We start from the raw sequence: 13,475 nt of genomic DNA on the forward strand, positions 1-13,475 counted from the left end.
AATCGCGGGTTAACCTTGTTCGCTGTACAAGGTATAATCCGCCGATTTCCACTGTTTTGAGCCAGTTATGCAGCTAATACGCGGTATACACAATCTCCAGGCCTGCCACTACGGCTGTGTGCTAACTATTGGTAACTTTGACGGTGTCCACCGCGGGCATCAGGCATTGCTTGAGCGCCTGAAGCAGGAAGGTCAGGCCCGTGGGTTACCGGTCATGGTGATGATTTTTGAGCCTCAGCCGCTGGAACTGTTTGCCTCGGAGAAAGCACCAGCACGGTTGACCCGGCTGCGCGATAAGGTGAAGTATCTGGCGCAGGCCGGTGTGGATTATCTTTTGTGCGTGACCTTTGACGCCCACTTTGCCGCGAACCATGCCAGTACCTTTATTTCCAGCCTGTTGGTGGAAAAGCTGGGGGTGAAATTTCTGGTGGTGGGGGATGACTTCCGCTTCGGGGCTGGCCGCGAAGGGGATTTCCTGTTATTACAGAAAGCGGGCGTCGAACAGAATTTCGACGTGATCAGCACGCAGACCTTTTGCAGCAGTGGCAAACGGGTGAGCAGCACCGCCGTACGTGAAGCGTTGGCGCAGGACAACCTGACGCTGGCGCAGGAACTGTTAGGGCACCCGTTCAGTATCTCTGGTCGGGTGGTGCACGGCAACGAGCTGGGGCGCACCATCGGTTTTCCAACGGCCAACCTGCCTTTGAAACGTCAGGTTTCTCCGGTAAGCGGTGTCTATGCCGTCCAGGTGTACGGACTGGGTGATGCGCCGTTGCCCGGTGTTGCCAATATCGGTACCCGTCCGACCATAACGGGCGATAAACGCCAGCAACTGGAAGTGCATTTGTTGGATGTCACACTGGATCTGTATGGGCGACATATAGATGTGGTGATGTGTAAAAAATTACGTAGTGAGCAGCGGTTTGCTTCGCTGGATGCGCTGAAGCAGCAAATCGCCAACGATGTGGTGGCCGCCCGTGAGTTCTTCGGGTTGAAGGCACCGGTTTAATTTTTCTCTAGCCGAAAACGAAATCGAGAAGCGAATGAGTGACTATAAAACTACCCTGAATTTGCCGGAAACAGGGTTCCCGATGCGTGGCGATTTAGCCAAGCGCGAACCTGACATGCTGAAACGTTGGTATGAGCAGGATTTGTACGGGATTATTCGTGGCGCCAAGAAGGGTAAAAAAACCTTTATCCTTCATGATGGCCCGCCGTATGCGAACGGCAACATTCATATTGGTCACTCGGTTAACAAGATTCTCAAAGACATTATTATCAAGGCCAAAGGTTTATCCGGTTATGACTCGCCGTATGTGCCGGGCTGGGACTGCCACGGTCTGCCAATCGAACTGAAAGTAGAACAATTGGTGGGCAAACCGGGTGAGAAAGTCAGCGCCGCACAGTTCCGTGAAGAGTGCCGGAAATACGCAGCCGAGCAGGTAGCCGGGCAGAAAAAAGATTTCATCCGTCTGGGTGTGCTGGGTGACTGGGATCGCCCCTACCTGACCATGGATTTTAAAACCGAAGCCAATATTATTCGCGCACTGGGTCGTATCATCGAAAACGGCCACCTGCACAAGGGTGCCAAGCCGGTGCACTGGTGTGCCGACTGCGGTTCCGCGTTGGCGGAAGCGGAAGTGGAGTATTACGACAAAACCTCCCCGGCGATTGATGTCGCGTTCAACGCGGTTGACCGTGCTGCCGTGCTGGCGAAGTTCGGGTTGGCGGCCGATGCGGTAAACGGCGATGTCGCGCTGGTTATCTGGACCACGACACCCTGGACGTTGCCGGCTAACCGTGCGATTGCCCTGAATGCAGACATTGATTATGTGCTGGTGCAGGTTGCCGACAAGGCAATCATCGTGGCGCAAGGGCTGGCCGACGCGGTGACTAAACGCGTTGCTGGCAGTGATACCAGCAGCTGTTTGGGCCATGCGGTCAAGGGTAGCGAGCTGGAATTGCTGCGTTTTCGTCATCCCTTCCTGGATTTCGATGTTCCGGCTATTTTGGGCGATCACGTCACGCTGGATGCCGGTACCGGTGCGGTACACACCGCCGGTGGTCACGGCCCGGACGACTATGTCATCAGCCAGAAATACCAGTTGGAAATCGCTAACCCTGTCGGACCCAACGGCTGCTACCTGCCGGGTACCTTCCCGGGGCTGGATGGTCTGTTTGTGTTTAAAGCCAACGACAAGATCGTTGAATTGCTGCGTGAGCGCGGCGCGTTGTTGCACCATGAAAAGCTGCAACACAGCTACCCGTGCTGCTGGCGTCACAAGTCGCCGATCCTGTTCCGTGCTACGCCGCAGTGGTTCGTGAGCATGGATCAGAATGGCTTGCGTCAACAGTCGCTGTCCGAAATCAAAGGCGTGCAGTGGATCCCGGATTGGGGTCAGGCGCGCATTGAGTCGATGGTCGCGAACCGTCCTGACTGGTGTATTTCCCGCCAGCGTACCTGGGGCGTGCCGATGTCGTTGTTCGTGCATAAAGAAACGCAGGAACTGCATCCTCGTACCGCAGAGCTGATTGAAGCGGTAGCCAAACGTGTTGAACAGGATGGCATTCAGGCATGGTGGGATCTTAACCCGGCAGACCTGATGGGCGCGGAAGCGGCCGATTATGAAAAAGTACCGGATACGCTGGATGTGTGGTTCGACTCCGGGTCGACGCATGCTTCTGTGGTGGATGTTCGCCCGGAATTTGGCGGCCACGCAGCAGATATGTATCTGGAAGGCTCTGACCAGCATCGTGGCTGGTTCATGTCTTCACTGATGATTTCTACCGCGATTAAAGGCAAAGCGCCTTACCGTCAAGTGCTGACACACGGTTTCACTGTGGACGGTCAGGGTCGCAAGATGTCGAAATCCATCGGCAACACCGTCAGCCCGCAGGATGTGATGGATAAATTGGGGGCTGATATTCTGCGGTTATGGATCGGCTCTACCGACTACTCTGGCGAGATTGCGGTATCTGATGAAATCCTCAAACGTTCTGCCGATGCATACCGCCGTATCCGTAACACCGCACGTTTCCTGCTGGCTAACCTGAATGGTTTCGATCCGGCGCTGCACAGTGTGAAGCCGGAAGACATGGTGGTGCTGGATCGTTGGGCGGTAGGCTGTGCCAAAGCGGCGCAGGATGAGATTGTCGAGGCTTACGAGAGCTACGATTTCCACCGTGTGGTGCAGCGTCTGATGCAGTTCTGTTCTATTGAGATGGGGTCGTTCTATCTCGATATCATCAAGGACCGTCAGTACACCGCGAAACACGACAGCGTGGCGCGTCGTAGCTGCCAGACTGCACTGTTCCATATCGCCGAAGCGTTGGTTCGTTGGATGGCCCCGATTATGTCGTTTACCGCCGATGAAATCTGGGGGTATCTGCCGGGTAAACGTGCGCAGTTTGTCTTTACCGAAGAGTGGTATGACGGTTTATTCGGGCTGGCCGACAGCGAGCCGATGAACGATGCGTTCTGGACTGACATGCTGAATGTGCGCAGTGAAGTCAACAAGGTGATCGAGCAGGCACGTAACGACAAACGCATTGGCGGTTCACTGGAAGCAGCCGTGACGTTGTATGCGGATGAGCGGTTGTTTGCACAGCTCAACAGCCTGCAAGGTGAGTTGCACTTTGCCTTGTTAACCTCCAAAGCGCGGTTGGAACGTGGTGAGAATGCACCGGCTGACGCGCAGCAAAGTGAATTACCGGGACTGAAAGTTGTCCTTACTAAAGCCGACGGGGAGAAATGCCCGCGTTGTTGGCACTATGAAACGGATATCGGCAGTGATGCCGCGCATCCGGATGTATGCGGTCGCTGTGCGACCAATGTTGGCGGTAATGGCGAAGAGCGTAAGTTTGTCTGATGAGTAAATCTACTGGAGCAACGGGTCTGCGCTGGCTGTGGCTGGCTGCACTGGTACTGGTGGTCGATCTCGGCAGCAAGCAGTGGGTAATGACCCACTTCCAACTGGGCGAGTCGGTATCGCTGGTGCCGTTCTTCAATTTTACCTACGCCCATAACTATGGTGCGGCGTTTAGCTTTCTGGCAGACAAAGGCGGCTGGCAACGCTGGCTGTTTGCGGTGATAGCACTGGTCATTATTGTGGCGTTGCTGGCGATGATGCTTCGCTCCAGTGCCAGCCAGAAGCTGAACAACATTGCTTATGCGATGATCATTGGTGGCGCTATTGGCAACCTGGCCGATCGATTGGTACATGGTTATGTGATCGATTTTCTGGATTTTTACGTCAATAACTGGCATTACCCGACGTTTAATCTGGCGGATAGCGCCATTGTCGTGGGAGCGTTGCTGATTGTGCTGGAGGGGTTTTGGGCTTCTCCGCAAAAAAAGCAGGCGGAAGGTAAATAACGCATGACGGAATTCGTGACAAACGGCAGCGAAGTGCTGGTGCATTTTACGCTGATGCTGGAAGACGGTTCCGTGGCGGAAGCCACCCGCGACGGCGGTAAACCGGCGATGTTTCGGCTGGGAGATGGTAGCCTGTCGGCGGCGCTGGAGGCTCAATTGCTGGGTTTACAGGTCGGCGATAAGCGTACATTCAGCCTGCCGCCGGAGTCTGCTTTTGGTCCGTCGAATCCCGACTTGATCCAATTCTTCCTGCGCCGTGATTTTGCGCAGACCGGGGTGCCCGAAGTGGGCACCATCATGCTGTTTAGCGGTATGGCGGGCAATGACATGCCGGGTATTATCCGTGAGGTGGCAGAAGAGTCGGTAACGGTGGACTTCAACCATCCATTGGCCGGACATACCATCACGTTTGACGTAGAAGTACTGGAGATTCATCCCCCTTCTGACGGAGGCAACGCATGAAAATCCTGCTGGCTAATCCCCGTGGATTCTGCGCTGGTGTTGATCGTGCTATCAGTATTGTCGAGCGGGCGCTGGAAGTGTACGGCGCACCGATTTACGTCCGTCATGAAGTGGTACATAACCGCTATGTGGTGGAAGGGTTACGCGATCGCGGCGCTGTCTTTATCGAACAAATCGAAGACGTACCGGATGGCGCGATTCTGATCTTCTCCGCGCACGGTGTATCGCAGGCGGTGAGAGCGGAAGCCAAAAGCCGTGAATTAACCGTTTTTGATGCGACCTGTCCGCTGGTAACAAAAGTGCATATGGAAGTGGCGCGTGCCAGCCGTAAGGGGACGGAAGCTATCCTGATAGGCCACGCCGGGCACCCGGAAGTGGAAGGCACGATGGGGCAGTACAATAATCCGGCTGGGGGCATGTACCTGGTGGAAGGGCCGGAGGACGTCTGGTCGCTGCAGGTAAAGGATGAAACCAATCTCTGTTTCATGACCCAGACGACCTTGTCGGTGGATGATACCTCGGCAGTCATCGATGCGCTGCGGGCGCGTTTCCCGCAGATTATCGGGCCGCGCAAAGATGATATCTGCTACGCCACCACCAACCGTCAGGAAGCAGTACGTAACCTGGCGGCGCAGGCAAATGTGGTGCTGGTGGTCGGTTCGAAAAACTCCTCTAATTCCAATCGTCTGGCCGAGTTGTCACAGCGTGTGGGCAAACCGTCTTACCTGATTGATTCTGCGGATGATATTCAGGAAGAGTGGCTAAAGGGTGTTGCTTGTGTGGGGGTGACCGCCGGGGCTTCTGCGCCGGACGTGCTGGTTCAGCAAGTCATTAAACGCCTGCAAAGCATGGGGGGAGAAGTGGCCATGGAGATGGAAGGTCGCGCAGAGAACATCGTGTTTGAAGTGCCGAAAGAATTGCGTATGGACGTTCGTGAAGTGGAGTAAGTCCTTCGCCTCATCAGTAAAAATGATGCCAGACGATGAAAATCGCCTGGCATTTTTTTGGGAGAACGCGCATGAACCAAATCCCCATTATTCTGGATACTGACCCAGGCATCGACGATGCTGTTGCCATCGCAGCGGCGTTGTTTGCCCCTGAACTGGATCTGAAGCTCATTACGACAGTGGCAGGCAATGTGGACGTGGAAAAAACCACGCGCAATGCGCTGCAACTCCTGCATTTTTGGGACGCAGTCGTGCCAGTGGCGCGAGGGGCGGCGACACCGTTGGTACGTCCGCTGCGTGACGCTGGCTATGTTCATGGTGAGTCTGGCATGGAAGGCTATGACTTTGTGGCGCATGAACGCACGGCGCTGGAAACGTCTGCCGTCCAGGCCATGTATGACTGCCTTAACCGTAGCCCTGAGCCTGTCACGCTGGTGACCATCGGGCCGCTGACCAATGTCGCCTTACTGCTGACGCTTTACCCGCAGTGTAAAAAACAGATTAAACGTCTGGTGATGATGGGGGGATCGTCAGGGCGTGGTAATTTCACGCCGAATGCGGAATTTAATATGGCGATCGACCCGGAGGCGGCGGCGCGTGTCTTCGACAGTGGTATCGATATCGTGATGTGTGGGCTGGATGTGACCAATGAGGCGGTGCTGACGCCGGATTATCTGGCGACACTGCCGGGCCTTAACCGTACCGGCGCGATGTTGCATGCGCTGTTCAGCCATTATCGCAGCGGCAGTATGGCGACTGGTTTGCGTATGCATGACCTGTGCGCTATTGCTTATCTGGTGAAACCCAGCCTGTTTACCCTGCAACACTGTTTTGTCGCGGTGGAAACGCTGGGAGAATATACCGCGGGTACCACGGTGGTGGATCTCCAGCATCGGTTGCATCGCCCGGCTAATGCACAGGTGGCACTAGCGTTGGATGTTACTGGGTTTCGCGCGTGGGTGGCGCAGGTGTTGGCGTTAGCGCCTTAATGTTTTGGTTAAGCCTGCCTGCTCAGGGGGATGGACATAATCTGACTCATAACGCGCGCTTGCTAAACAATAGCTTTTACTGATATCCCCGCGGGTTTGTCATAAATTTCTAATTACGGGGGTTTTCGGCTGGCAGCGCCCGGCTGGGCTGGTTAACCTGAGAGCCTTTTCTCACTTATCAACAAATGAAGAGTACGAATATGCGTGATGCACAAATCCGCGTCGCCATCGCAGGAGCGGGTGGCCGCATGGGGCGGCAGTTGATTCAGGCTGCGTTACAGATGGAAGGCGTTGTACTGGGTGCGGCGCTGGAACGTGAAGGTTCATCTTTGCTGGGGAGTGACGCGGGAGAGTTGGCCGGGGCAGGGAAAACGGATGTTACCGTACAGAGCAGTCTTGAGGCGGTGGTGAACGATTTCGACGTGTTTATCGATTTTACCCGTCCGGAAGGTACGCTCAGTCACCTCGCGTTTTGTCGCCAGCACGGCAAAGGGATGGTGATCGGCACCACCGGTTTTGACGACGCCGGTAAAGCAGCGATTCAGCAGGCCGCCGCCGACATTGGGATTGTGTTTGCCGCTAACTTTAGTGTTGGCGTGAATGTGTTGCTCAAGCTGCTGGAAAAAGCGGCCAAAGTCATGGGTGATTACACGGACATTGAGATCATTGAGGCGCACCACCGTCATAAAGTGGACGCGCCATCAGGCACGGCATTAGCGATGGGCGAAGCGATCGCCGGGGCGTTGGGTCGTGACCTGAAAGAGTGTGCGGTTTATGCACGTGAAGGGTATACCGGTGAGCGTGAGCCAAAAAGCATCGGTTTTGCCACCATTCGGGCTGGAGATATCGTGGGAGAGCATACGGCGATGTTTGCAGACATCGGCGAACGCATCGAGATAACACACAAGGCTTCCAGCCGTATGACATTCGCAAATGGCGCTGTCAGGTCTGCATTGTGGGTAAGCTCTCATAATCATGGTCTTTTTGACATGAGGGATGTGTTGGGGCTTGATGATTTGTAAGGTGTGGCTCTCTGATTTTTTATTAATGTATTGATTTTAATGGCGCTAAAAACAGCGCCATTGTTTTGTGTGATAAATGATGGTTTGGTTTTTATATCGGTATATATTCGATATTTTTCATGGTTATCTGTATTTTTGTTCGTCGTCTGTCGGCCGTTTATGATTCAGGGTACCAATTTTGGCGTGATTTTAATCATTCTTTCATTCATTGCTGCTGGCAACCGTTTACTTTTCCCAGTTGATGTGTGTTTTTACCGATATGGCGATGTATTACTTCCTGAAGCCATAAAATAGTGAAAAAAAATCCGGTTTGGCTAGACAATGGTCAGGGGCATCATTAAAATGCGCGCAATTTGCCAAAAATTTGCCTTACAGGTGGTTTTTGCATTGATTTAGTCCATCAAATCTGAATTAATATGCAAATAACGTGATTTTTTATTCCTTGGAGGGTGTTTTGATTAAGTCAGCGCTATTGGTTCTGGAAGACGGAACCCAATTCCACGGTCGGGCCATTGGGGCAGAGGGAACGGCAGTGGGGGAAGTCGTTTTCAATACGTCAATGACCGGTTATCAAGAAATCCTCACTGATCCTTCCTATTCCCGCCAGATTGTCACTCTTACTTATCCCCATATCGGAAATGTCGGCACCAACAAAGCCGATGAAGAATCTCCCGCCGTTCATGCTCAGGGTTTGGTTATCCGTGATTTACCCCTGATTGCCAGCAACTACCGCAACGAAGAAAGCCTGTCTGATTACCTCAAACGCAACAATATTGTGGCGATTGCGGATATCGACACTCGCAAACTGACGCGGTTGTTGCGTGAAAAAGGCGCGCAGAATGGCTGCATCATCGCAGGTGACGCACCGGATGCGGCGCTGGCGCTGGAAAAGGCTAAAGCGTTCCCCGGCCTGAAAGGGATGGATCTGGCGAAAGAAGTGACCACCCACTCCAGCTATAGCTGGTTGCAGGGTAGCTGGACGCTGGAAGGCGACTTGCCAGCGGCAAAAACCGAGAACGAACTGCCGTATCATGTGGTGGCGTATGACTACGGTGTGAAGCGCAATATCCTGCGTATGCTGGTGGATCGCGGCTGCCGTCTGACGGTCGTACCTGCGCAAACCCCGGCCGAGGATGTGCTGAAACTCAATCCGGACGGTATTTTCCTCTCTAACGGTCCTGGCGATCCGGAGCCGTGCGATTACGCCATCAAGGCGATTAAAGCCTTCCTGGAAACCGATATTCCGGTGTTCGGCATTTGTCTGGGCCACCAGTTGCTGGCGCTGGCCAGTGGCGCGAAAACCGTCAAGATGAAGTTCGGTCACCACGGCGGCAATCACCCGGTGAAAGATCTGGACGGTAATCGTGTGATGATCACCGCGCAAAACCACGGCTTTGCGGTAGACGAAACGTCGCTGCCCGCCACACTGCGTGCAACGCACAAATCGCTGTTTGATGGTTCGCTGCAGGGCATTCATCGCACCGATAAAGCGGCATTCAGTTTTCAGGGGCATCCTGAAGCCAGCCCCGGCCCACATGACGCCGCGCCGCTGTTTGATCACTTCATCGAGCTGATTGAGTCTTACCGTAGCCATACCAAATAATCAGAATCCGTTTAGTCACGCGGCGATAAAAGAACAGGGCGAAAGTGCCAGCGCGGCGGTGAGTAAACGGGTTCGCAGGAGCGAAAAATGCCAAAACGTACAGACATAAAAAGTATCCTGATTCTCGGTGCCGGTCCGATCGTGATCGGTCAGGCGTGCGAGTTTGACTACTCCGGCGCTCAGGCGTGTAAGGCGCTGCGTGAAGAAGGCTACCGCGTGATTCTGGTGAACTCCAACCCGGCCACGATTATGACCGACCCGGAGATGGCCGACGCCACCTATATTGAACCGATCCACTGGGAAGTGGTGCGCAAAATCATCGAAAAAGAACGTCCGGATGCCGTATTGCCGACGATGGGCGGTCAGACGGCGCTGAACTGCGCGCTGGAACTGGAACGTCAGGGCGTGCTGGCAGAGTTCGGCGTGACCATGATTGGTGCGACCGCTGATGCCATCGATAAGGCGGAAGATCGTCGCCGTTTCGATATCGCGATGAAGAAAATCGGCCTTGAAACCGCACGTTCCGGCATTGCCCACAATATGGACGAAGCGCTGGCGGTCGCGGCGGATGTGGGGTATCCCTGCATCATTCGCCCGTCTTTCACCATGGGTGGCACGGGCGGCGGTATTGCTTATAACCGTGAAGAGTTCGAAGAAATTTGTACCCGTGGTCTGGATTTGTCACCGACCAAGGAACTGTTGATCGACGAATCGTTGATCGGCTGGAAAGAGTATGAAATGGAAGTGGTGCGGGATAAAAACGATAACTGCATCATCGTCTGCTCTATCGAAAACCTCGATGCGATGGGGATCCACACCGGTGACTCCATCACTGTCGCACCGGCACAAACCCTGACCGACAAGGAATACCAAATCATGCGTAACGCCTCGATGGCGGTACTGCGTGAAATCGGGGTAGAAACCGGCGGCTCCAACGTGCAGTTTGCGGTCAATCCGAAAACCGGGCGTCTGATCGTTATCGAAATGAACCCGCGTGTATCCCGTTCCTCGGCGCTGGCTTCCAAAGCGACCGGTTTCCCGATCGCCAAGATCGCGGCCAAACTGGCGGTGGGTTATACGCTTGATGAACTGATGAACGACATTACCGGCGGGCGTACCCCGGCATCGTTCGAACCGTCCATCGATTATGTGGTTACCAAGATCCCGCGCTTTAACTTCGAAAAATTCGCTGGCGCTAACGATCGTCTGACGACGCAGATGAAATCGGTGGGTGAAGTGATGGCGATCGGCCGTACCCAGCAGGAATCGCTGCAGAAAGCGCTGCGTGGTCTGGAAGTCGGGGCGACCGGTTTCGATCCTAAAGTGAGTCTGGACGATCCGGAAGCGCTGACTAAAATCCGCCGCGAATTGAAAGACGCCGGTGCCGATCGTATCTGGTATCTGGCGGACGCATTCCGCGCGGGTATGTCGGTTGACGGCGTATTCAACCTGACCAACATTGACCGCTGGTTCCTGGTGCAAATCGAAGAACTGGTGCGTCTGGAAGAGCAGGTGGCAGAACAAGGCGCTAACGGCCTGACGAAAGAATTCCTGCGCTTGCTCAAACGCAAAGGCTTTGCCGATGCACGTCTGGCAAAACTGGCTGGCGTGTCTGAAGGTGAAATCCGCAAGCTGCGTTACAAATATGATCTGCACCCGGTCTACAAGCGTGTAGATACCTGTGCCGCCGAGTTCGCCACCGATACCGCCTACATGTACTCCACGTATGACGAGGAGTGCGAGGCCAACCCGAATCAGGATCGTGACAAGGTAATGGTACTGGGCGGTGGCCCGAACCGTATCGGTCAGGGGATTGAGTTCGACTATTGCTGTGTACATGCGGCGCTGGCGCTGCGTGAAGACGGCTATGAAACCATCATGGTCAACTGCAACCCGGAAACCGTCTCTACTGACTACGATACTTCCGATCGCCTCTACTTCGAGCCGGTCACGCTGGAAGACGTGCTGGAGATCGTGCGTATTGAGCAGCCTAAGGGCGTTATCGTGCAGTACGGCGGACAGACGCCGCTTAAACTGGCGCGTCAGCTTGAGGCCGCGGGTGTGCCGGTGATCGGCACCAGCCCGGATGCTATCGACCGTGCGGAAGACCGTGAGCGCTTCCAGCAGGCGGTTAATCGCCTTGGCCTGAAGCAACCGGCCAACGCCACGGTCAGCACCATCGACCAGGCGGTGGAAAAAGCCGTTAACATCGGTTATCCGCTGGTGGTGCGCCCGTCTTACGTGCTGGGCGGCCGGGCGATGGAAATCGTGTATGACGAAATCGATTTGCGCCGCTATTTCCAGACGGCGGTCAGCGTTTCCAACGATGCGCCGGTGCTGCTGGACCGTTTCCTGGATGACGCGGTGGAAGTGGATGTGGACGCTATCTGCGACGGTGAGCGCGTCTTGATTGGCGGCATCATGGAACATATCGAACAGGCGGGTGTGCACTCCGGTGACTCGGCCTGTTCGCTGCCAGCTTATACCCTGAGCAAAGAGATTCAGGATGTGATGCGCCAGCAGGTGGAAAAACTGGCGTTTGAGCTTGCGGTGCGTGGCCTGATGAATGTGCAGTTCGCGGTGAAAAACAACGAAGTGTACCTGATTGAGGTGAACCCGCGTGCGGCGCGTACCGTGCCGTTTGTTTCCAAAGCCACAGGGGTTCCGCTGGCGAAAGTGGCGGCGCGTGTGATGGTTGGGCAAACGCTGGCGCAGCAGGGCGTCACCAAAGAGGTGATCCCGCCGTACTATTCCGTTAAGGAAGTGGTGCTGCCGTTTAATAAATTCCCCGGTGTGGACCCGATCCTCGGGCCGGAAATGCGTTCTACCGGCGAAGTGATGGGGGTAGGGCGTACCTTTGCTGAAGCCTTCGCCAAGGCGATGCTGGGCAGTAACTCACCGATGAAGAAAACTGGCCGCGCATTGCTGTCGGTACGTGAGGGTGACAAGGCCCGCGTGGTGGATTTGGCGGCCAAGCTGCTCAAACACGGTTTTGAACTGGATGCGACTCACGGCACCGCGGTGGTATTGGGCGAAGCCGGTATCAATCCGCGTCTGGTGAACAAGGTGCATGAAGGCCGTCCACATATTCAGGACCGCATCAAGAATGGCGAGTACACCTACATCGTTAATACCACGGCAGGTCGTCAGGCGATCGAAGATTCCAAACTGATTCGCCGCAGTGCGCTGCAGTATAAAGTGCATTACGACACCACCATGAATGGCGGTTTTGCTACAGCGATGTCGCTGAATGCTGACCCAACCGAGCAGGTCATTTCCGTTCAGGAAATGCATGCCCGTATTCAGGGATAATGGCTAAAAACGCGTCTGGATTCAGGCGCGTTGTCGTGAAATCGTGAAAGGTCAATCACGAAAGATAAAACCGGCCTGGTGCGTGGCATCAGGCCGGTTTTTTTCGTCTGTTATCAGGGTGGCGGTTTAGCTTAATGCCACCTTGATTCCCAGTGTAATCAACACACCGCCAAGCAGTTTGTCGATCAGTTTTTGCGCTTTGGTCAGGCCGCGACGTACCGGTTCGCTCTGAATCAGAATAACCAGCAGTGGCCACCAGATAAGCGTCAGCCCCAGGATTATCCCGGCGTACCACAACTTTTCCCCCATGCTGGAGTTCAGCCCCAACACCTGGGTGAAGACCGCCAGAAAAAACAGTGTCGCTTTCGGGTTCAGCAGGTTGCAGAGATAGCCCTGAAGAAAGGCTTTCCACAATCCGACGCGCTGCGGCGTCAGGCCGGACAAATCCAGTTTACTGCCGCCGCGCGAGCACAGTGCCTGAATGCCCAGCCAGATCAGGTAAGCGGCACCGACGTATTTCAGCAAGCTGAATAGCCAGGGCGTGGTGGTGATGACGACCGCCAGACCCGCGACACAATACGCCATATGGGTGGCAACACCGGCAATCACACCGACAGTGGTCATCATGGCGGCCAGCCGTGGGTAACGTACCGCATTTTTGATCACCAGAAAAAAGTCCGGGCCGGGAGATATCATCCCCAGTGCAGCGATGGTCGCCACAAATAAAGAGGTTTCAAGCATGATGGATCACGTATGACAATCAAG

10 protein-coding genes are annotated in these 13,475 nt (G+C 54.8%); 9 read left to right on the top strand and 1 reads right to left on the bottom strand.

Going from position 1 to position 13,475, the window contains the following annotated elements; translation table 11 throughout:
- The first annotated feature begins 67 nt into the window (after window positions 1-67).
- The 9 genes from ribF (at window position 68) to carB (ending at window position 12,710) form a co-directional block, all read left to right on the top strand.
- Complete coding sequence (ribF, locus tag LF929_RS02850) at window positions 68-1,009, top strand: bifunctional riboflavin kinase/FAD synthetase (RefSeq protein ID WP_210174615.1); 942 nt, start codon at window positions 68-70, stop codon at window positions 1,007-1,009.
- Window positions 1,010-1,043: 34 nt separating this feature from the next.
- On the top strand, window positions 1,044-3,869 hold the full coding sequence (gene ileS, locus LF929_RS02855) for an isoleucine--tRNA ligase (protein ID WP_210174614.1): 2,826 nt from the start codon (window positions 1,044-1,046) through the stop codon (window positions 3,867-3,869).
- Window positions 3,869-4,375, top strand: coding sequence for a signal peptidase II (gene lspA / locus LF929_RS02860; protein ID WP_038909055.1), 507 nt, complete (start codon window positions 3,869-3,871; stop codon window positions 4,373-4,375). The genes ileS and lspA overlap by 1 nt, the downstream gene beginning before the upstream one ends.
- A gap of 3 nt (window positions 4,376-4,378) precedes the next feature.
- Window positions 4,379-4,837: an FKBP-type peptidyl-prolyl cis-trans isomerase gene (fkpB, locus tag LF929_RS02865; protein WP_038905704.1), complete on the top strand. Its 459-nt coding sequence runs from the start codon at window positions 4,379-4,381 to the stop codon at window positions 4,835-4,837.
- Entirely contained in the window at window positions 4,834-5,784 is a 951-nt protein-coding gene (ispH, locus tag LF929_RS02870; RefSeq protein ID WP_038905703.1) for a 4-hydroxy-3-methylbut-2-enyl diphosphate reductase, read from the top strand. Before fkpB ends, ispH begins: the two co-directional genes overlap by 4 nt.
- 71 nt (window positions 5,785-5,855) lie before the next feature.
- Window positions 5,856-6,773, top strand: coding sequence for a ribonucleoside hydrolase RihC (rihC, locus tag LF929_RS02875; protein ID WP_226093035.1), 918 nt, complete (start codon window positions 5,856-5,858; stop codon window positions 6,771-6,773).
- A 200-nt stretch (window positions 6,774-6,973) separates the two neighbouring features.
- Window positions 6,974-7,795, top strand: coding sequence for a 4-hydroxy-tetrahydrodipicolinate reductase (dapB, locus tag LF929_RS02880; protein WP_038905701.1), 822 nt, complete (start codon window positions 6,974-6,976; stop codon window positions 7,793-7,795).
- A 454-nt stretch (window positions 7,796-8,249) separates the two neighbouring features.
- Window positions 8,250-9,398: a glutamine-hydrolyzing carbamoyl-phosphate synthase small subunit gene (carA, locus tag LF929_RS02885; protein WP_210174613.1), complete on the top strand. Its 1,149-nt coding sequence runs from the start codon at window positions 8,250-8,252 to the stop codon at window positions 9,396-9,398.
- Window positions 9,399-9,485: 87 nt separating this feature from the next.
- The gene (carB, locus tag LF929_RS02890; RefSeq protein WP_038905700.1) at window positions 9,486-12,710 is read left to right on the top strand and encodes a carbamoyl-phosphate synthase large subunit; all 3,225 of its coding nucleotides are present in this window, start codon (window positions 9,486-9,488) and stop codon (window positions 12,708-12,710) included.
- 126 nt (window positions 12,711-12,836) lie between these two features.
- Here the strand turns inward: carB and LF929_RS02895 are convergent, their stop codons facing one another.
- The gene (locus LF929_RS02895) at window positions 12,837-13,451 is read right to left on the bottom strand and encodes a LysE family translocator (RefSeq protein WP_019843353.1); all 615 of its coding nucleotides are present in this window, start codon (window positions 13,449-13,451) and stop codon (window positions 12,837-12,839) included.
- Window positions 13,452-13,475: the final 24 nt, after the last annotated feature.

This window comes from Dickeya oryzae, from assembly GCF_020406815.2.
Classification (GTDB): domain Bacteria; phylum Pseudomonadota; class Gammaproteobacteria; order Enterobacterales; family Enterobacteriaceae; genus Dickeya; species Dickeya oryzae.

Coding starts and splice junctions, on each gene's coding strand:
- fkpB (WP_038905704.1), top strand. CDS start 4,379: ATGACGGAATTCGTGACAAACGGCAGCGAAGTGCTGGTGCATTTTACG.
- LF929_RS02895 (WP_019843353.1), bottom strand. CDS start 13,451: ATGCTTGAAACCTCTTTATTTGTGGCGACCATCGCTGCACTGGGGATG.
- carB (WP_038905700.1), top strand. CDS start 9,486: ATGCCAAAACGTACAGACATAAAAAGTATCCTGATTCTCGGTGCCGGT.
- dapB (WP_038905701.1), top strand. CDS start 6,974: ATGCGTGATGCACAAATCCGCGTCGCCATCGCAGGAGCGGGTGGCCGC.
- lspA (WP_038909055.1), top strand. CDS start 3,869: ATGAGTAAATCTACTGGAGCAACGGGTCTGCGCTGGCTGTGGCTGGCT.
- ileS (WP_210174614.1), top strand. CDS start 1,044: ATGAGTGACTATAAAACTACCCTGAATTTGCCGGAAACAGGGTTCCCG.
- ribF (WP_210174615.1), top strand. CDS start 68: ATGCAGCTAATACGCGGTATACACAATCTCCAGGCCTGCCACTACGGC.
- ispH (WP_038905703.1), top strand. CDS start 4,834: ATGAAAATCCTGCTGGCTAATCCCCGTGGATTCTGCGCTGGTGTTGAT.
- rihC (WP_226093035.1), top strand. CDS start 5,856: ATGAACCAAATCCCCATTATTCTGGATACTGACCCAGGCATCGACGAT.